The organism is Pseudomonas sp. MC6 (genome assembly GCF_054790575.1).
In genome coordinates this window covers 3,415,132-3,434,090 of the sequence record NZ_CP186504.1, presented here as the reverse complement: position 1 = coordinate 3,434,090, position 18,959 = coordinate 3,415,132, and the positions used below count along the sequence as shown (strand labels likewise).

General features: G+C 59.3%; 14 protein-coding genes. 10 read left to right on the top strand and 4 right to left on the bottom strand.

The features are described 5' to 3' along the window. Nucleotides 1-76 precede the first annotated feature (76 nt). The 4 genes from cysK (at nt 77) to ACOYXE_RS15295 (ending at nt 3,759) form a co-directional block, all read left to right on the top strand. Complete coding sequence (gene cysK, locus ACOYXE_RS15310) at nt 77-1,051, top strand: cysteine synthase A (protein ID WP_127926224.1); 975 nt, start codon at nt 77-79, stop codon at nt 1,049-1,051. A 184-nt stretch (nt 1,052-1,235) separates the two neighbouring features. Continuing rightward, nucleotides 1,236-2,174 (top strand): aspartyl/asparaginyl beta-hydroxylase domain-containing protein, encoded by a 939-nt coding sequence (locus tag ACOYXE_RS15305; protein ID WP_160056604.1) that lies wholly within the window; start codon nt 1,236-1,238, stop codon nt 2,172-2,174. 461 nt (nt 2,175-2,635) lie between these two features. Continuing rightward, nucleotides 2,636-2,800 (top strand): hypothetical protein, encoded by a 165-nt coding sequence (locus ACOYXE_RS15300; protein ID WP_162835961.1) that lies wholly within the window; start codon nt 2,636-2,638, stop codon nt 2,798-2,800. Nucleotides 2,801-2,895: 95 nt separating this feature from the next. After that, a complete protein-coding gene (locus tag ACOYXE_RS15295; RefSeq protein ID WP_460926233.1) occupies nt 2,896-3,759 on the top strand; it encodes a DMT family transporter in 864 nt (287 codons plus the stop codon). 121 nt (nt 3,760-3,880) lie between these two features. Here ACOYXE_RS15295 and ACOYXE_RS15290 read toward each other — a convergent pair whose 3' ends face one another. Both ACOYXE_RS15290 and ACOYXE_RS15285 read right to left on the bottom strand, forming a co-directional pair. Continuing rightward, nucleotides 3,881-4,789, bottom strand: coding sequence for a DMT family transporter (locus ACOYXE_RS15290; RefSeq protein ID WP_460926232.1), 909 nt, complete (start codon nt 4,787-4,789; stop codon nt 3,881-3,883). 85 nt (nt 4,790-4,874) lie between these two features. Continuing rightward, a complete protein-coding gene (locus ACOYXE_RS15285) occupies nt 4,875-6,500 on the bottom strand; it encodes a methyl-accepting chemotaxis protein (protein ID WP_160056610.1) in 1,626 nt (541 codons plus the stop codon). A 398-nt stretch (nt 6,501-6,898) separates the two neighbouring features. On the opposite strand from ACOYXE_RS15285, the gene aceK reads away from it, so the two are divergent. The 5 genes from aceK to ACOYXE_RS15260 all read left to right on the top strand — a co-directional run bounded on the left by aceK (nt 6,899) and on the right by ACOYXE_RS15260 (nt 15,233). Then, nucleotides 6,899-8,620, top strand: coding sequence for a bifunctional isocitrate dehydrogenase kinase/phosphatase (gene aceK, locus ACOYXE_RS15280; RefSeq protein WP_160056612.1), 1,722 nt, complete (start codon nt 6,899-6,901; stop codon nt 8,618-8,620). Between the two features lie 270 nt (nt 8,621-8,890). After that, nucleotides 8,891-12,802: an ATP-dependent RNA helicase HrpA gene (gene hrpA / locus ACOYXE_RS15275; RefSeq protein ID WP_460926231.1), complete on the top strand. Its 3,912-nt coding sequence runs from the start codon at nt 8,891-8,893 to the stop codon at nt 12,800-12,802. A gap of 327 nt (nt 12,803-13,129) precedes the next feature. Then, complete coding sequence (locus tag ACOYXE_RS15270; protein ID WP_460926230.1) at nt 13,130-14,251, top strand: beta-ketoacyl-ACP synthase III; 1,122 nt, start codon at nt 13,130-13,132, stop codon at nt 14,249-14,251. A 137-nt stretch (nt 14,252-14,388) separates the two neighbouring features. Continuing rightward, nucleotides 14,389-15,000 (top strand): RNA polymerase sigma factor, encoded by a 612-nt coding sequence (locus ACOYXE_RS15265; protein WP_127926234.1) that lies wholly within the window; start codon nt 14,389-14,391, stop codon nt 14,998-15,000. Further along, nucleotides 14,994-15,233: an anti-sigma factor family protein gene (locus tag ACOYXE_RS15260; RefSeq protein WP_095119072.1), complete on the top strand. Its 240-nt coding sequence runs from the start codon at nt 14,994-14,996 to the stop codon at nt 15,231-15,233. The genes ACOYXE_RS15265 and ACOYXE_RS15260 overlap by 7 nt, the downstream gene beginning before the upstream one ends. Nucleotides 15,234-15,414: 181 nt before the next feature. Here the strand turns inward: ACOYXE_RS15260 and ACOYXE_RS15255 are convergent, their stop codons facing one another. Further along, nucleotides 15,415-16,737 (bottom strand): putative porin, encoded by a 1,323-nt coding sequence (locus ACOYXE_RS15255; RefSeq protein ID WP_127926236.1) that lies wholly within the window; start codon nt 16,735-16,737, stop codon nt 15,415-15,417. A 282-nt stretch (nt 16,738-17,019) separates the two neighbouring features. On the opposite strand from ACOYXE_RS15255, the gene ACOYXE_RS15250 reads away from it, so the two are divergent. Next, the gene (locus ACOYXE_RS15250) at nt 17,020-18,144 is read left to right on the top strand and encodes a GNAT family N-acetyltransferase (RefSeq protein ID WP_460926229.1); all 1,125 of its coding nucleotides are present in this window, start codon (nt 17,020-17,022) and stop codon (nt 18,142-18,144) included. Between the two features lie 114 nt (nt 18,145-18,258). On the opposite strand, the gene aqpZ is transcribed toward ACOYXE_RS15250, so the two are convergent. Beyond that, nucleotides 18,259-18,954 (bottom strand): aquaporin Z, encoded by a 696-nt coding sequence (gene aqpZ / locus ACOYXE_RS15245; RefSeq protein WP_460926228.1) that lies wholly within the window; start codon nt 18,952-18,954, stop codon nt 18,259-18,261. Between the last annotated feature and the right edge of the window lie 5 nt (nt 18,955-18,959).

Genomic DNA, 18,959 nt, shown 5'->3' with positions numbered 1-18,959 from the left:
TTCGACCCGACTGGACTGCGCCAGGCAACAGGCATACCTTTGAAGGCTGAATTCAATGCTGCATAAGGACCCAGCCATGAGCCGTATTTTTGCTGACAACGCCCATTCCATCGGTAATACGCCGCTGGTGCAGATCAACCGTATCGCACCGCGTGGCGTGACTATTCTGGCCAAGATCGAAGGGCGCAACCCCGGTTATTCGGTCAAGTGCCGGATCGGCGCCAACATGATCTGGGACGCCGAAAGCAGCGGCAAACTCAAGCCGGGCATGACCATTGTCGAGCCTACGTCGGGTAATACAGGCATTGGCCTGGCATTTGTGGCTGCTGCCCGTGGTTACAAATTGATGCTGACCATGCCGGCCTCGATGAGTATCGAGCGTCGCAAGGTTCTCAAGGCTTTGGGCGCCGAACTGGTGTTGACCGAGCCGGCCAAGGGCATGAAAGGCGCCATCGAAAAGGCCGCCGAGATCGTTGCCAGCGATGCCGATAAATACTTCATGCCGGCGCAGTTCGACAACCCGGCCAACCCGGCGATTCACGAAAAAACCACGGGTCCGGAAATCTGGAACGACACCGATGGCGCCGTCGATGTACTGGTCGCGGGCGTCGGCACCGGCGGAACCATCACCGGTGTTTCGCGGTATATCAAGAATACCCAGGGCAAACCGATCCTGTCGGTAGCGGTGGAGCCGATGTCATCGCCAGTAATCACCCAAGCGCTGGCCGGTGAAGAGATCAAACCGAGCCCGCACAAGATTCAGGGGATCGGTGCCGGTTTTGTGCCGAAAAACCTTGATCTGTCGATGGTGGACCGAGTCGAGCAGGTCACCGACGACGAATCCAAGGCCATGGCGCTGCGCTTGATGCAGGAAGAAGGGATTTTGTGCGGCATCTCCTGCGGTGCAGCGATGGCGGTAGCAGTGCGTCTGGCTGAGACTCCGGAAATGCAGGGCAAGACTATCGTGGTGATTCTGCCGGACTCCGGCGAGCGTTATCTGTCGAGCATGTTGTTCAGTGATCTGTTTACCGAACAGGAGACGCAGCAGTAACCGAGTTGATTCAGGTCAGCCAGGGTTCAGGATCGTTATGCTAATAAATGCTTTGTTGCGCAATTCTTAACACTGAATCTTGTGTAAGGCGGGTTTTGCCCGGCGCCGGTAGTGTTTATCATGGCCGGCTGCCATGCCGGGTAAAGGGCATTGCGCAGCGTTGTCTTTATTCAAGGAGTCGTTGATGACCTTTTCGTTAGCCGCCAAGGTATTGGTGCTGCTGCTGTTTGTGGGCAGCATCCTGTATGTGCATTTGCGCGGCAAGGCGCGTTTGCCGGTTCTGCGCCAGTTCGTCAACCACTCGGCACTGTTCGCCCCGTACAACGCCTTGATGTACCTGTTCTCCGGCGTCCCGTCCAAGCCGTACCTGGATCGCAGCAAGTTCCCGGAACTGGATGTGCTGCGCGACAACTGGGAAACCATTCGCGACGAAGCCATGCATTTGTTCGATGAGGGCTATATTCGCGCGGCGGAAAAGAACAACGACGCCGGTTTCGGCTCGTTCTTCAAGAAGGGCTGGAAGCGTTTCTACCTCAAGTGGTATGACAAACCTCTACCATCTGCCGAAACCCTGTGCCCGAAAACCGTGGCGCTGGTCAGCGCGATTCCCAACGTCAAAGGGGCGATGTTTGCGTTGCTGCCGGGGGGCAGTCACCTGAACCCGCATCGTGACCCGTTTGCCGGCTCGCTGCGCTATCACCTCGGCCTGTCGACGCCGAACTCCGACGATTGCCGGATCTTCGTCGATGGCCAGGTCTACGCCTGGCGTGACGGCGAAGACGTGATGTTCGACGAAACCTACGTGCACTGGGTCAAGAACGAAACCGACCAAACCCGCGTGATTCTGTTCTGCGACGTCGAGCGTCCGCTGAGCAACCGCTTCATGACCCGCATCAATCGCTCGATCAGCGCTTGGCTCGGCCGTGCGACCGCACCGCAGAACCTTGATGATGAACGCGTCGGCGGGATCAACCAGGCCTATGCCTGGAGCAAGAACTTCAGCGACAAGTTCAGTGGCGTGGTCAAACAGTGGAAGCGCCGTCATCCGAAGGCTTACCGCGTGATGCGGCCGGTGTTGGCAGTGGTGGTGTTGACGTTGTTGGGGTATTGGCTGTTTGGTTGAGGCTGAATCGCAGGCAATAAAAAACCGCTCCTTGAGAGCGGTTTTTTTATGAAGAGAAGGTGAACGAAGCGCCAGCGAGGACGCCTCCTGGCTCTTCCGCGGCTGGGTTCACCAATGCTTCTCTGATTCGGTGCAACTCCCGTTCAGACAACTTTCCGGAAGAGCGTTTTCTATCAGCTTTTATCGATCTGGCGCCTGGCGCTTTTTTTTCAACGGCAGCCTTCATGGTGTCTCCGGCGTTGATCATTAAATGAGCAGTTGTCCGATACTAGTCTTAGTCAATTAGCCCTTGTCCCCCATGGTTTGGTGTCGCGATTGCAATCCAGCCTATTCACCTTGCGGCCAACTGTCCCTGCTGGCCCTTTGTCCAAATCATTGCAATCCATGTCCCACGCTGGTTATAGTCGGCGCTCGTGAGTCGTATGCCTCACCTTCCACCCTCTCAAAAAAGATCTGCGCCAATGCCTGCATCCCTCATCAACGCGGTAGTCGATTCAGCGGTCAACGCTGGCGTCGTGCCGTGCGGGAATCAGCAGCCCAAGCAGATCAGTCATTACCCTCCACCTGTCAGTAGCACGCCGGTGTGCGCAGTCGTATCACCGCCGGGCGTTGGCGTTTCGGGCTGATCGGCAGTTTCTGCTGACCCCTGCGCCCGCCAGAAAAACCTACTGAATTTCAGCTTCGGCTGAGTTGGCTCCTTGCCTGACTACAGGTGGTATTCATGTTTGTCCTTTCGAAAAAATCCGCGCTCGCGGCTGCGTCCACGAGCCTGTTCGTTCTGCTGTGGAGCAGCGGGGCGATCTTCTCCAAATGGGGCCTGGCGCACGCTTCGCCGTTTGCCTTTCTGCTGATTCGCTTTGTGATTGCCCTGTGTGGGCTTCTGCTGTTGGCGCCGCTGCTCAAACTGAAGTTGCCCAAGGGGGGGCGGCCGATGCTGTTTGCGATCGCCACGGGTGTGGTGTTGTTGGGCGCTTATCAGATTTTCTATCTGCTGGCGCTCAACACCAAAGTCACCCCCGGTGTGATGGCGACCATCATGGGCGTGCAGCCGATTCTCACCGTCGTCTTGATGGAGCGGCAGCGCTCGGCCAGCCGCCTGTTCGGTCTGGCGCTGGGGCTGGCGGGGCTGATCATGGTGGTGTACCAGGGCATCAGTCTGGCCGGGATGTCCTGGGCGGGAATGCTGTTTGGTCTGTTGGCGCTGGCGAGCATGACGCTGGGCTCGATCATGCAGAAACGCATCACCGACAATCCCCTCGGCACACTGCCGGTGCAATATCTGGCCGGGCTATTGTTGTGCGGGATCTTCGTGCCGTTTCAGCCGTTCCATTTTGAACACAGCACCGGTTTTATCGTGCCGGTGTTGTGGATGGGGCTGGTGGTCTCGGTGCTGGCGACGCTGTTGCTGTATCGGCTGATCGCGCGGGGCAATCTGGTGAATGTCACCAGTTTGTTCTATCTGGTACCGGCGGTGACGGCGGTGATGGATTATCTGATTTTCGGCAATCGCCTGGCAGTGTTGAGTGTGCTGGGGATGCTGTTGATCATTGTCGGTCTGGCGTTTGTGTTCCGTAAAACCAGCTAACAGATCGTCAGGTGGCGGCTTTTAGGCCGCCGATCGCGAGCACGCTCACTCCTACAGGGGAACGCATTCCAATTGTAGGAGTGAGCCTGCTCGCGATAGCCATTTCAGCAGCGCCAGAAGTCTAGCGGGCTGTCACCTGCGAAGGTTTCACTACCGCCGGCTTCAACACCAACCACAACGCCGCCGCAATCAACACCCCGCCGTAGACATGCGCCATCGACAACGGCTCATCCAGCAACAACGCCCCCCACAGCACGCCAAACGGCGGAATCATGAAGGTCACGGTCATCGACTTCACCGGGCCGATCGAACTGAGCAGGCGGAAATAAATGATGTAGGCAAACGCCGTGCAGCCCAGACCCAGGCCCAGCAGCGACAGCCAGACATTCCAGCCGCCCCAACTGACGGGTGGAGCGCTGATCACGCTATAAATGAACAACGGCAACAGGAACAACGTCGCACCGAGCATGCTGCCCAGCGCCGACAGACGACTGTCCAGTCCACCGGCCTGATCCAGCCAGCGCCGCGCGAGGAATCCGGCAAAACCATAACAAGTGGTTGCGAGCAGACAGGCAACGGCGCCCATCAACAGCTGCAAGTCGAACGCCACGGGGCCGGCACGGGTCAGCACGCCAACACCGAATAGCCCGAGAAACACCCCACCCAACTTGGCTGCGGAGAGTTTTTCACTGAAGAACAACCCGCCAATCAGTACGCCCATCAGCGGCGTGGTGGCATTGAAAATCGCCGAGTAGCCGGCCGGCAGTACCTGGGCCGCAACCGAATACAGCGTCGCCGGAATCCCTGAGTTGATGACGCCCAGCAGCATCACGGTTTTCAGTTTGCCTTTGAAATCCCAGCGCACGCGCATCAGCCCGAGGATTACCAGCAGCCCTGCAGCCGCAATCGACACGCGAAAGAACCCGGTCGGAATCGTGCCGATCACCGGCGCAATAATGCGCATGAACAGAAAGCTCGCGCCCCATATGGCCGCCAGCGACAACATACGGAAAATATCGACAGGGCTCACGGCGGGTCTCCTTCCTTGATCGGGACGAGAGTGTTGCCGAGCGCCCTGACGAAGGCAACCGCTATTCGGGCATGCAACTTTCCGATCAGATCACAAAGCGTGTCACCAGGCCGTTGAGATCGACGGCCAGACGCGACAGTTCCTGGCTCGCGGCCGAGGTCTGAGTGGCGCCGGCGGCGGTCTGCGTTGAGAGGTCACGGATGGTCACCAGATTCTGATCGACCTCACGCGCCACCAATGCCTGCTGCTCGGCCGCGCTGGCGATCACCAGGTTGCGTTGGTTGATCTGCGAGATCGACGCGGTGATTTTTTCCAGTGCCTGACCGGCACTGTTGGCGCGGCGCAGCGTCTGACCCGCCTGTTCGGCACTGCTCTGCAACGCGCCAACGGTTGCCCCGGTGCCTTGCTGGATGCTGCTGATCATCAGCTCGATTTCTTCGGTGGAATTTTGCGTGCGTTGGGCCAGCGAACGCACTTCATCGGCGACCACGGCGAAGCCGCGGCCGGCCTCACCGGCCCGAGCCGCTTCGATCGCCGCATTGAGCGCCAACAGGTTGGTCTGCCCGGCAATCCCGCGAATCACCTCCAGCACTTTGCTGATGTTCTGCGCCTGCGTGGCCAGACCCTCGGCTTGTCCGGAAGCACCGAGTACCGCATCGACCAGTTGCTGAATCGAGCTGATGGTTTCGCTGACCTGTACATGGCCGTGCTTGCTGTCTTCGTTGGAGGCAGCGGACGCTTCGGCGCTGGACACAGCGTTGGCGGCGACTTCATCCACTGCTGTGCTCATCTCGGTGACCGCCGTGGCGGCTTGTTCGATTTGATCGTTCTGCTGCTGCAGGCCGCGAGTACTTTGCTCCATCACCGAACTCATTTCCTCGGCAGCGGAAGCCAGTTGCTGTGCCGATTCGCTAATACCGCGGATGGTCGAGCGCAGATTGCCCTGCATCTCGGCCAAGGCGTCGAGCAACTGCGACGCCTCATCTTTGCCGCTACTGATAATTTCGCCATTGAGATTGCCGGCAGCAATGCGCCGCGCCACATTCAGTGCCTGATTGATCGGCGTGGTGATGCTGCGGGTCAGCAACCAGGCCAATAGCAATGTGGCAATCAGGGCGACCACGATGATCGTTGCGACGATCCATAATGCCTGCTGATACATCTGCGCAGCGGCTTTGGCGGCGGCATCCGCGCCTTGTTGGTTGAGGCTGATCATCTGCTCCAGCGTCTTGTCGAGCACAGTGCCCTGCGGTGCCAGTTCGTTGCTCAAACGCGTGGCAGCCTGCTCGTTCTGCCCCGCGTCAATCTGGCTGACAATCTGATCGAGAATGCTCAGGTATTTGCCGACGGCCGCGTTCAAGCCGTCGAGCATCGCCTGTTCCTGATCACTGGCGATCAAGGCTTTATGATCGTTGAGGCGTTTGAGCAACTCCTCACGTTGCGCCTTGAGGATGCCGTTGCTTCGGTCGCGCACAGCAGGCTGGGAGTTGGTGATCAGACGCAACGATTCGAGACGGATGCTGGCGATGTTCGCCGCCGCGTCATGAATGCTCTCGATGCTCGGCATCCATGATTCTTCGATCACCGCAGCACTTTCGCGCAGGGTTTTCATCTGGCCCAGACCGAACAGGCCGACCACCACCAGCAGACTGGCCAAAACGGCGAAGCTCAAACTGGCGCGCAAACCTATGCGCAGATTCCGGATAGACATCAGTGTGCTCCTTGATCTTTGAGGGGGGAGGTCGTCCTCGTCAGCGAGGATCTTGTTATGAGGCGGGTGATGGCGGGCTATATATCAAAGTGCCACTATTTTGGTAAGACCAATCTGGGGGTGTCGTTGAGGGGGCGTGAATTTGCAGCAAAACCACGGCCTAGACGCGTCTGCTTTGTATTGGATCCGAAGCCCAGAGAATTCGCGGGCTGGCGCGGAGCGGCAAGAAGGATTGCTCAGGCGATTAGCTGACCGAACGGTCGATTAAAAAAACTTTGCAAAAAACGCTGTTGGCGTACAACCCCGGCGCAGATTTGGCAGAAATTGCACTTCACCTGCGCCCGCTTCCGTGGCTAAGCTCAGGCACAGATTTCCCCACGCACGCCGAGGTCTTATTTATGCCGCAGCAATGGCCAGCCACCGACATCGCCCGCATGATCCTCGATGGCTTTGACGATTACCGCGAGCATTTCCGGCGGATCACCGACGGCGCCCGGGAGCGCTTCGAGCAGGCGCGCTGGCAGGAGACGCAAACGGCGTCGGCGGCGCGGATCAATCTCTATGAAGAAAAGGTCAGCGAAACCATCGCCCGTCTGCGTGAATACTTCGATGACGAAACGCTGATGAATGTCAGTTGCTGGCCGCTGGTGAAAAGCGCCTACATCAGCGTCATCGACCTGCGCTTCGACGATGAGCTGTCCGAGACCTGGTACAACTCGATTTTCTGCGGTCTGTTCAGCCATGACCTGATCAGCGACGGCTGCATGTTCATCCACACCACGCGTCCGAGCCTGCGCCGCGCCCGCGCCGCGCAAACCCGCACGTACAAACCACAGGGACAGCTGTCGGGGATGCTCGCGAGCATTTTTGCCGACTATCGTTTCAGCGAGGACTACGCCGATCTGCCCGGCGATTTGCTTCGCCTCGAAGCACAACTGCGCGACAATCTGCCGGACTGGGTGTGCAAGGACCCGGAACTCAGCGTCGAGCTGTTTTCCTCGGTGCTCTACCGCAACAAAGGCGCGTATCTGGTCGGGCGTATTTACACCCGCGACGAGCAGTGGCCGCTGGTGATTCCGCTGCTGCACCGCGAAGGACGCGGGATCCAGATCGATGCGCTGATCACCGACGAAGCCGATGTGTCGATCATTTTCTCGTTCACCCGTTCGTACTTCATGGTCGATGTGCCGGTGCCGGCGGAATTCATCGGTTTCCTGCGGCGCATTCTGCCGGGTAAGCACATCGCCGAGCTGTACACCTCGATCGGCTTCTACAAGCACGGAAAATCCGAGTTCTACCGTGCACTGATCAATCATCTGGCCAACACCGACGACCAGTTCATCATGGCCCCGGGCGTACGCGGCATGGTCATGAGCGTGTTCACCCTGCCGGGCTTCAACACCGTATTCAAAATCATCAAGGACCGTTTCTCGCCGTCGAAAAACGTCGACCGTGCCACGGTGATCGAGAAGTACCGGCTGGTAAAAAGTGTCGACCGGGTAGGGCGCATGGCCGATACCCAGGAGTTTGCCGACTTCCGTTTTCCGCTGAGCAAATTTGATCCGGCGTGTCTTGAGGAGTTGCTGGAAGTCGCACCGTCGACGGTGTCGGTCGAAGGCGACACGGTGCTGATCCGCCACTGCTGGACCGAGCGGCGAATGACCCCGCTCAATCTGTATCTGGAAAACGCCAACGACGCGCAGGTGCGCGAAGCGCTGGAGGATTACGGCCTGGCGATCAAGCAACTGGCAGCGGCGAACATCTTTCCCGGCGACATGCTGCTGAAGAACTTCGGCGTTACCCGGCATGGGCGGGTGGTGTTTTATGACTACGACGAGATCTGCTTTCTGACCGAAGCCAACTTCCGCCACATCCCAGCGCCGCGCACGCCGGAGGACGAAATGGCCTCCGAACCGTGGTATTCGATCGGGCCGCTGGATGTGTTTCCCGAGGAGTTTCCGCCGTTCCTGTTTGCCGATTCCGGGCAGCGCAAGTTGTTCGATCAGTTGCATGGCGAGTTGTATAACGCCGATTACTGGAAGAGCCTGCAGGAGGCGATTCGGGCGGGGAAGGTCATTGATGTCTTTCCGTATCGGCGCAGAGGCTTGGATAACGAGTAAGCCCTGAAACCCTCACCCCAGCCCTCTCCCAAGGGGAGAGGGGGCCGACCGAGGTGTCTTGGAGCAAACGCCGACCTGAAAGATTTTGGCGATTATGGATTCGGTGATGCACGTTCAGGTCGGCGAAGCTGGCAAAGTTGACTCGGTCGGTCCCCTCTCCCTCCGGGAGAGGGCTAGGGTGAGGGCAGCAATCCCCCAGACACGCCACAAATCCGCCAAATCTGCGACAATCCGCCCCCTGCATAAATAGACGACCGAATTGCCTACCCGATGACCGACGAATCGCCCTCCATCGACAAACTGCTGAAAAACCTCGATCACGCCATGCTCGCCGACCGTCACCGGCTGCGGCGGCAGTTGCTTGAGCTGCGCAAGAAACCCGACGAGGCCAAGCTGGCCCAGTGGGTGACGCGCATGCAGGCGTCCTGTGATCAGGTGCTGGCGCGCAAGGCGAGCCTGCCGGTGATTCGTTACGACGACAGTTTGCCGATCGCCGCCAAGCGTGACGAAATCAAGAAGGCGCTGGAGCAGCATCAGGTTCTGATCATCGCCGGCGAAACCGGTTCGGGTAAAACCACCCAGTTGCCGAAAATCTGTCTGGAAATCGGTCGCGGCCAGCACGGTCTGATTGGCCACACGCAACCGCGCCGAATCGCCGCACGCAGCGTCGCCAGCCGCGTTGCCGAGGAACTCGGCACGCCGCTCGGTTCGCTGGTCGGCTATCAGGTACGTTTCGAGGATCAAAGCGATTCCAACACCCTGATCAAGCTGATGACCGACGGCATCCTGCTCGCGGAAACCCAGAACGATCGCTACCTCGAACGCTACGACACGATCATCGTCGACGAAGCCCATGAACGCAGTCTCAACATCGATTTCCTGCTCGGTTACCTGAAAACCCTGCTGCCGCGTCGCCCGGATCTGAAAGTCATCATCACCTCGGCGACCATCGATCTGGAGCGTTTCTCCAAACACTTCGATGATGCGCCGATTGTTGAAGTGTCGGGCCGTACCTTCCCGGTGGACACCTGGTATCGCCCGCTGACGCTCGAGCAGGACGAAGAGGGCAACCGCGTCGAGGATGACCTGACCGTCGATCAAGCGATCCTCGCCACCCTCGACGAAATCGCCGCCTATGAGCGCAGCGAACGCCGCAGTCCCGGTGACGTGCTGGTGTTCCTGCCCGGCGAGCGTGAGATTCGCGACGCTGCCGACATGCTGCGCAAGGCACAAATCAAACACACTGAAATCCTGCCGCTGTACGCGCGCCTGTCGCCGGCCGAGCAGCAGCGGATTTTCCAGTCGCACCCGGGCCGTCGCGTGGTGCTGGCGACCAACGTCGCCGAGACCTCGCTGACCGTGCCGGGCATCCGTTACGTGATCGACAGCGGCACTGCGCGCATCAGCCGCTATAGCTATCGTGCCAAGGTCCAGCGCTTGCCGATCGAAGCGATTTCCCAGGCCAGCGCCAATCAGCGTAAAGGCCGTTGCGGTCGGGTCGAGCCGGGCATTTGCATTCGGTTGTACAGCGAAGAAGATTTTAACGGGCGCCCGGAATTCACCGATCCGGAGATTCTGCGCACCAACCTCGCGGCAGTTATCCTGCAGATGCTGCATCTGCGCCTCGGCGAGATCACCGCGTTTCCGTTCATTGAACCGCCGGATGGCAAGGCGATCAGTGACGGTTTCAACCTTCTGCAAGAACTCTCTGCAGTCGATCGCAACAGTCAGTTGACGCCGCTGGGTCGGCAGTTGGCGCGCTTGCCGGTCGACCCGCGCATGGGCCGCATGCTGCTCGAAGCGGCCAAGCTCGGCAGCCTGCAGGAAGTGCTGATCGTCGCCAGTGCGATGTCGATTCAAGACCCGCGCGAGCGGCCGCCGGAGCGTCAGCAAGCCGCCGATCAGGCCCACGCGCAATGGAAAGACATCGATTCGGACTTCGCCGGTTTGGTGAATCTGTGGCGTGGCTTTGAAGAGCAGCGCCAGGCGTTGACCGCGAGTCCGCTACGCAACTGGTGCCGCAAGAATTTCCTCAACTATCTACGCTTGCGCGAATGGCGCGATTTCCACCGCCAGTTGAGCCTGATCTGCCGTGACATGCAGCTCAGCCTTAACAAAGAGCCGGCGGATTATCCGAAACTGCACAAAGCGGTACTGGTCGGTTTGCTCAGCCAGATCGGTCAGAAAACCGAGGACGGCGATTATCTTGGTGCGCGTCAGCGGCGTTTCTGGATTCACCCGTCGTCGGGCATCGGCAAGAAGCGCCCGCAATGGCTGATGACCGCCGAACTGGTGGAAACCACCAAGCTCTACGCGCGCATGGTCGCGAAGATCGACGCCGACTGGATCGAGCCGCTGGCCGGGCACCTGATCAAGAAAAACCACTTCGAACCGCATTGGGAGAAGAAGCGCGGCCAGGTCGTCGCGTTTGAACAGATCACCCTGTTCGGGCTGATCGTGGTCGGCCGCCGGCCGGTGCATTACGGCCCGGTGGACCCGGTGGTTTCCCGCGAGCTGTTTATCCGCGAAGGTCTGGTGCGTGGCGAGATTCAGTCGAAAGCCAAGTGTCTGAGCGCCAACAAACAACTGCTGGAACAGCTCGACGAACTGGAAGCCAAGGCCCGTCGCCGCGACATTCTTGCCGACGAAGAAACCCTGTACGCGTTCTACGATGCGCGTTTGCCGGCGGAGATTCACCAGACCGCGACCTTCGACAGTTGGTATCGCATCAACAGTCAGAAAGACCCGCAACTGCTGATCATGCGCGAAGAAGACGTGCTGGCTCGCGAGGCCAGTGAAGTCACCGCGCGTGATTACCCGGACACCCTGCACATCGGTGATCTGGAACTGGCGCTGACCTATCACTTCGAACCCAATCACCCGCGTGACGGCGTGACCCTGTGCGTACCGGCACCGCTGTTGCCGATGCTGCCGCCGGAGCGCCTGGAATGGCTGGTACCGGGGCTGATCGAAGCCAAGTGCATCGCCCTCGTGCGCAACCTGCCCAAAGCTTTGCGCAAGAACTTCGTGCCGGTGCCGGACTTCATCAAGGCCGCCTTGCAACGCATGACCTTTGCCGAAGGTTCGTTGCCGCAAGCGCTGGGCCGTGAATTGCTGCGCATGACCGGCGCGCGGGTCAGCGATGAGGCGTGGGCAGAAGCCGAGCTAGGCGTCGAGGGGCATCTGCGGATGAACCTGGAAATCGTCGACGGCCAGGGCAAGTTCCTCGGCGAAGGCCGCGATCTGGCTGAGCTGACCGCACGGTTTGCCGAAGCCAGTCAGGCCGCGTTGGCCGTGCCGCAAAGTGCGAAAAGCCAGCAACCGGTAGAGGCGAAAGTCTTCGCGCCGGTGGCAGAAAAGACTCAACAGAAGATCGCCGGGTTGTCGATGACGGTGTATCCGGCGCTGGTCGAAGAGGGCGGTACGGTCAAGGAAGGGCGCTTTTCGACCCCGGCCGAGGCCGAGTTCCAGCATCGCCGCGCGTTGCAGCGGTTGTTGATGCAGCAACTGGCGGAGCCGGCCAAATTCCTGCGCGGCAAGTTGCCGGGGCAGACCGAACTGGGCTTGCTCTATCGCGAGCTGGGCCGCGTTGATGCGCTGGTTGAAGACATTCTCCTGGCGAGCCTCGACAGCTGCATTCTCGAAGGCGAAGACCCGTTGCCCCGTGACGGTGCCGGGTTGGCGGCGTTGGCCGAGCGCAAACGCGGCAACTGGACCGAGCATGCCGAGCGCGTGGCCCGGTTGACGCTGGAGATTCTCAAGCTCTGGCACGGTCTGCAAAAACGCTTCAAAGGCAAGATCGACCTGGCGCAAGCCGTGGCGCTGAATGACATCAAGCAGCAAATCAACAATCTGGTGTATCCGGGTTTTGTCCGCGAGACGCCGATGCAGTGGCTCAAAGAGTTGCCGCGTTACTTGAAGGCGGTCGAGCAGCGTTTCGAAAAGCTCGGTGCGCAGGTGCAGAAGGATCGCGTCTGGAGCGGCGAACTCGCCGGCCTCTGGACGCAATACCAGACCCGCGCAGCGAAACATGCGCAGGAAGGCAAACGCGATCCGCAGCTTGAGTTGTATCGCTGGTGGCTGGAGGAATACCGGGTCTCGCTGTTCGCCCAGCAGTTGGGCACGAAAACGCCGATTTCAGACAAACGCCTGAACAAGCAGTGGACTCAGGTCGAACCCTGACCTTGAGCCGTACGCAATCCCCTGTAGGAGTGAGCCTGCTCGCGATTGCGGTGTGTCAGTCACATTATCACTGGCAGACAGACCGCTATCGCGAGCAGGCTCACTCCTACAGGGGGATCGCGTTTAGAAGGAGAAAGGCGCCAAAAGCCCACGTTTATGGCAAACTTCGCGACCATAAACGCCGGTTTCGCGACCCAGAGCCTTCGGCCGGGGTGCGAGACGGAATAAAGCGATGCCAGGTTTGCGTCCCCCGGATGGGAATAGACCCTTTGTGTGTTGGTACGACGGTTCCAGCACTTTCTGCCTGAACAGATTAGAGAAACGACCATGCATAACGTCGTCATCAGCGGCACCGGCCTGTACACCCCGGCCAACAGCATCTCCAACGAAGAGCTGGTGCAGTCTTTCAATACCTACGTCGCCCAGTTCAACGCCGACAACGCCGACGCGATCGCCAGCGGCGAAGTCCAGGCCCTGACCGAATCCAGCGCTGCGTTTATCGAAAAGGCTTCCGGCATCAAGAGCCGCTTTGTCATGGACAAGGACGGCATCCTCGATCCACAACGCATGGCTCCGTGTCTGCCGGAGCGTTCCAACGACGAATGGTCGGTACTTTGCCAGATGGCCATTGGCGCTGCCGAACAAGCCCTGCAACGCGCCGGCAAAACCGCCGCTGACATCGACGGCGTCATCGTCGCCTGCTCCAACCTGCAGCGCGCCTACCCGGCCATCGCCATCGAAGTCCAGGAAGCCTTGGGCATTCAGGGCTTCGGTTTCGACATGAACGTGGCCTGCTCCTCGGCCACCTTCGGCATCCAGGCTGCGGCCAACAGCGTGCAACTGGGCCAGGCCCGGGCGATCCTGATGGTCAACCCGGAAGTCTGCACCGGGCACTTGAACTTCCGCGACCGCGACAGCCACTTCATCTTCGGCGACGCCGCGACTGCGGTGATCATCGAGCGTGCGGACACCGCGACGTCCAAGCACCAGTTCGATGTAGTCAGCACCAAACTGCTGACCAAGTTCTCCAACAACATCCGCAACAACTTCGGCTTCCTCAACCGCGCAGCGGAAGAGGGCATCGGTGCCCGCGACAAGCTGTTTGTGCAGGAAGGCCGCAAGGTGTTCAAGGACGTTTGCCCGATGGTTGCCGAGCTGATTGGCGAGCACCTGGAAGAGAACCGGCTCAACGTCGGCGACGTGAAGCGCTTCTGGCTGCACCAGGCCAACCTGAGCATGAACCATCTGATCGTGCGCAAACTGCTCGGCCGCGAAGCCACCGAGGAAGAAGCGCCGGTGATTCTCGACACCTACGCCAACACCAGCTCTGCAGGCTCGGTGATTGCTTTCCACAAATATCAGGACGATCTGGCTGCCGGTTCGCTGGCAGTGTTGAGTTCGTTCGGTGCGGGCTATTCGATCGGCAGTGTGATTCTGCGCAAGCGTTGAAAATTGGTTTAATTTCCTCTTAATCGCGCCGACCTTTCCTACATCCGAATCGGCTCAAACGCTGTAATTTTTCGGAAATGGCGGCAGGTGAAGACCTGTCGCCGTCATTTTCGGAATCGGGACAAGGGGATTGATGGATGGCGGCTGACGACACCCAACTGCTTGCGCGCCTGCTGGCAGGTGAACAACAGGCTTTCAAGGAACTGGTGACGACGTATCAGAGCGCCATGCGCGCCGTGGCGTATGCCATTGTCGGCCAGCGCCACGTTGAAGAAGTGGTGCAGGACGCTTGGCTATCGGTGGTGCGCCATATTGCCAGTTTCGAAGGTCGCTCCAGTCTCAAGACCTGGCTGTTGACCATCACCGCCAACTCGGCGAAAAGTCGCTATAAACAAAATCGCCGGGAAGTGTTGATGGATGATTTGCCATCGCCCCATGGCACGATCGACGACGACCGCTTTTCTCCCGGTGACGGCCATTGGCTGGTCGCCCCCTTCGCCTGGCACCAGGACACACCGGAAGCGCTGCTGACCGAGAGCGAATTGCGCGAATGTCTGGAGCACACCCTGTTGAATCTGTCGGAACTGCAAAGCAGTGTTTTGCTGCTGCGTGAGCGTCAGGGGCTGGAGCTTGAAGAGATCTGTAATCTTCTGGAGATCTCGCTCTCCAATGTCCGTGTGCTGCTGCATCGTGCGCGGCTGAAAGTCTTCGCGACCGTGGAGCATTTTGAGGAGACCGGAGAATGCTGACCTGTAAGGAACAAGTGGCGCGCTCCAGCGACTATCTCGATGACCAATTGAGCTTTGGTGAAAAGTGGATGGTGCGTCATCACCTGATGTTTTGCCCGAACTGCCGGCGTTTCATTCGCCAGATGCGTTTGATGCAAGCCACCTTGAAGGCAATGCCGGAGAAACCGGAAGAAGGCGTCGATGCCTTGGCTGAACGCCTGGCCGAGCAACGACGAAAAGATAATCCCCTGTAGGAGCTGTCGAGTGAAACGAGGCTGCGATCTTTTGATCTTTTTTAAGATCAAGATCAAAAGATCGCAGCCTTCGGCAGCTCCTACAGGGGATTTTCGCATCCTGCAGAAATAGCCCGGCGCGAGCGAAACGAACGGATGATGGGGATCGTCCCGCCCGCACCGGGCTAAAGGGTGAAGCGTTTTAGAACTTGGCTTCGGCGTCCAGCTGCAAGGTGTTGGCGTCAGCGTCACGCTGGGTACGGCTGGCGAAGTCGGCCTTGGTCAGGAAGTACGTAGCGCCAATGGCGAAGTTCTTGTCGATGTCGTAACCGACCTTGAACTTGTGACCACGGGAACCGGTGGTGCCGTTGGCGAAGTCGGAGTCGGTGAAGGCGCCGACCACGGCGTTGCGCTGCACGTCACGATAGTTGTAATCGAGGTTCAGGCCGAAGACTTTCGACTTGGCACCCAACAGCCACGCGGTGTCCTGATCGGTCACGGCGTCGTTGTTCTTCACGTACTGACCGTAGAACGACAATGGCATCGGCAGACCGCCGATGTCGACCTGGCTGAACCCTTCATACAGACGGAATTCGTTGTTGGCCGAGTTGCCGTTGACCGCCAGCGCACACGGTGTGGAAGTGCCGGTGCAGCGGCTGTCTTCGTCGTTCTGGTAGGCGTAGACACTGCCGCCCACAGTCACTTTCAGGTTGTCGGTGATGTTGAAGCGGCTACCCAACTGGCCAGCGGTCAGACGCAGGTCGTGACGGAATTGCACGCCATCGCCATCAACGTTGTCCTTGAGGTTGTAGTTACCCAGGCTGCCGAACAGTTCGGCGCTGCTGCCCAACGGGTATTTGTAAGTAACGGCCAGACCTTCCGGGTTGATGTCGCTGTCCCAGATCACGTCGCCCATGCTGACCCACGGCTGAAGCATCTTGCCGCCGATGATGTGCAGGTTCTTGATCTGATCCGGGTGGTAGTCGATGTAACCCAGGTCGAGCCAGATCTGCTTCTTGTCGAAGTAGTTGTCCTGATCCTGGTTTGTCGAACGGGCGTCGTCGCCGCCGCCGGTGGCGATACGGATGCCGGTGTCGACCTGCGGGTTGATCTCGGTGTAGGCACCCAGACGGGCACGAATACGCTGACGATCCTTGTCGCGGCCGCCGTTGTTCGGCTCGCCGTCGATCTTGATGGTTTCCTGACGAATACGCACGTCACCCTTGAACTGGGTCTTCGCGGCCCAAGCCAGTTTCTGGTCGAAAGCGCTTTGCTCGTTGCTCTTCTTCGCGACAGCCGCGACTTGTTCGTTGGTCTCTTGCTGCGCCTGCTGCGCGATTTGCTGGGCCTTCTGATCCTTGGCCAGTTCAGTTTGCAGTTCGATGTACTGCGCCTGGGAAATGGAACCGTTAGCCTTGAGCATGTCGAGCAGTTTGGCGTCGACTGCGGCACTGGCCGGAACACTCATGGCCAGCAACAGGCCGCCACACAGGGCCGCCGCAGTTTTCGTGGAAGCAAGACGCATAGCAATCTCCGAAGATGAGAGGGATGGCTGAACCATCCCGGGCACAACCGACGATCTGGACGTCGGAAAACAGTGTCCGGGTAGAACCCGGCGCTCTAAAAACAGGCGCCAGTATCGCGATGGTTTATGACAGAGCAGTGGCACAGTGATGGCAGGATGATGACGATATCGATTAACCCTGAACTATTGATCCAGAGCGCTGTCGGCCGATTGCGGGTGTGCAAAGCCGCGCAATCGGCGATACTCGCCGGGCGCTGAAGTCCTGTCGTGGAGAGCTCGTTGATGCCGTTGCAACGCCTGCAAAACCTGTCGCAAATCGCCTCGGCAAGCTGGGATGCGCTGGTGCCTGAAAGCCAGCCGTTTCTGCGCCACGCTTTTCTCAGTGCACTGGAGGACAGTGGTAGCGTTGGCCCCCACACTGGCTGGCAACCTGAGCATTTGCTGCACATCGAAGATGATCGACTGATCGCCGCGTTACCCAGTTATCGCAAGTGGCATTCCTACGGCGAGTACGTGTTCGATCACGGCTGGGCCGACGCCTGCGCCCGTGCCGGCATCGATTACTACCCCAAGCTTTTGACCGCTGTGCCGTTCAGTCCGGTGAGCGGCCCGCGCCTGTTGGCGGCCAATGTCGAAGACGGTTTCGAACTGCTCAAGAGCCTGCCCGGCTATCTGGAGATCGAAGGGCTTTCCAGCGCGCACATCAATTTCACCGACGCTTTCACTGATGCGGCGATGGCCGAACAACCGGGCTGGCTGCAACGCATCGGCTGTCAGTATCACTGGCAGAATCGCGGGTATCGTGACTTCCAGGATTTCCTCGACGTGCTCAGTTCGCGCAAGCGCAAACAGATGCGCAAGGAGCGCGAGCAGGTGGCGGGGCAGGGCTGTGAGTTTGAATGGCTGGAGGGGCGCGAGCTGGACGAGGCGCAGTGGGACTTTGTCTACGCCTGTTACGCCAACACCTACGCGGTGCGGCGCCAGACGCCGTATCTGACGCGGGAGTTTTTCAGTCTGCTGGCCGAGCGCATGCCCGAGGCAATCCGCGTAGTGCTGGCCAAACAGGGCTCACGGCCGGTGGCGATGGCGTTCAGTCTGGTCGGTGGCGACAGTTTCTACGGCCGCTATTGGGGATGTCTGGCGGAGTTTGATCGACTGCACTTCGAGACCTGTTTTTATCAGGGCATGGATTACGCGATTGCGCAGGGTTATCAGCGTTTCGATGCTGGCGCCCAGGGCGAGCACAAGCTGATTCGCGGGTTCGAACCGGTGATCACGCATTCGTGGCATTACCTGCTGCATCCGGGTCTGAAAGCAGCGGTGAAGGATTTCCTGCAACAGGAACGTGCCGGCATCCTTGCGTATGCCGAAGAAGCGAAAACAGCCTTGCCTTATCGCCAGACATAGATCCTTTGTAGGAGTGAGCCTGCTCGCGATAGCGATCTGTCAGAGCCATTGATGTTGACTGACACACCGCTATCGCGAGCAGGCTCACTCCTACCAGGGGATCTCAGGCACCCCTCAGGTTTCTTCTTTGCCCAACCACCGATAAATCCCACCACCGACCACCGCACCCATCAACGGGGCGACCCAGAACATCCACAACTGCGCAATCGCCCAGCCGCCGACCATCAGTGCCGGTCCCGTGCTTCGGGCCGGGTTGACCGAGGTGTTGGTGACCGGAATCGAGATCAGGTGGATCAACGTCAGGCCCAGGCCGATGGCGATTGGTGCCAGCCCCGGCGGTGCGCGTTTATCGGTGGCGCCGAGGATGATGATCACAAACACCGCGGTCATCACGAGCTCAGTGACAAACCCTGCCGCCATCGAGTACTTGCCCGGTGAATGCTCACCATAGCCGTTGGACGCCAGGCCGGCGGCGATATCGAAACCCTCTTTGCCGCTGGCGATGTGGGCGATCAGCGCCGCCGCGAGAATCGCGCCGAACACTTGGGCAATGATGTAAGCGGGCAACTCCTTGGCCGGAAACCGACCGCCAACGAACAGACCGACCGAGACGGCTGGGTTGAGATGACAGCCGCTGATGTGGCCGATGGCAAACGCCATGGTCAGCACCGTCAGACCAAACGCCAGGGCCACCCCCAGCACCCCGATTCCCAGCGGTGAAGACGCGGCGATCACCGCGCTGCCGCAACCACCCAATACCAACCAGAACGTACCCAACAACTCAGTGACTGAACGTTTGAACAGAGACATGAGAG

Coding starts and splice junctions, on each gene's coding strand:
- cysK (WP_127926224.1), top strand. CDS start 77: ATGAGCCGTATTTTTGCTGACAACGCCCATTCCATCGGTAATACGCCG.
- ACOYXE_RS15305 (WP_160056604.1), top strand. CDS start 1,236: ATGACCTTTTCGTTAGCCGCCAAGGTATTGGTGCTGCTGCTGTTTGTG.
- ACOYXE_RS15300 (WP_162835961.1), top strand. CDS start 2,636: ATGCCTGCATCCCTCATCAACGCGGTAGTCGATTCAGCGGTCAACGCT.
- ACOYXE_RS15295 (WP_460926233.1), top strand. CDS start 2,896: ATGTTTGTCCTTTCGAAAAAATCCGCGCTCGCGGCTGCGTCCACGAGC.
- ACOYXE_RS15285 (WP_160056610.1), bottom strand. CDS start 6,500: ATGTCTATCCGGAATCTGCGCATAGGTTTGCGCGCCAGTTTGAGCTTC.
- aceK (WP_160056612.1), top strand. CDS start 6,899: ATGCCGCAGCAATGGCCAGCCACCGACATCGCCCGCATGATCCTCGAT.
- hrpA (WP_460926231.1), top strand. CDS start 8,891: ATGACCGACGAATCGCCCTCCATCGACAAACTGCTGAAAAACCTCGAT.
- ACOYXE_RS15270 (WP_460926230.1), top strand. CDS start 13,130: ATGCATAACGTCGTCATCAGCGGCACCGGCCTGTACACCCCGGCCAAC.
- ACOYXE_RS15265 (WP_127926234.1), top strand. CDS start 14,389: ATGGCGGCTGACGACACCCAACTGCTTGCGCGCCTGCTGGCAGGTGAA.
- ACOYXE_RS15260 (WP_095119072.1), top strand. CDS start 14,994: ATGCTGACCTGTAAGGAACAAGTGGCGCGCTCCAGCGACTATCTCGAT.
- ACOYXE_RS15255 (WP_127926236.1), bottom strand. CDS start 16,737: ATGCGTCTTGCTTCCACGAAAACTGCGGCGGCCCTGTGTGGCGGCCTG.
- ACOYXE_RS15250 (WP_460926229.1), top strand. CDS start 17,020: ATGCCGTTGCAACGCCTGCAAAACCTGTCGCAAATCGCCTCGGCAAGC.
- aqpZ (WP_460926228.1), bottom strand. CDS start 18,954: ATGTCTCTGTTCAAACGTTCAGTCACTGAGTTGTTGGGTACGTTCTGG.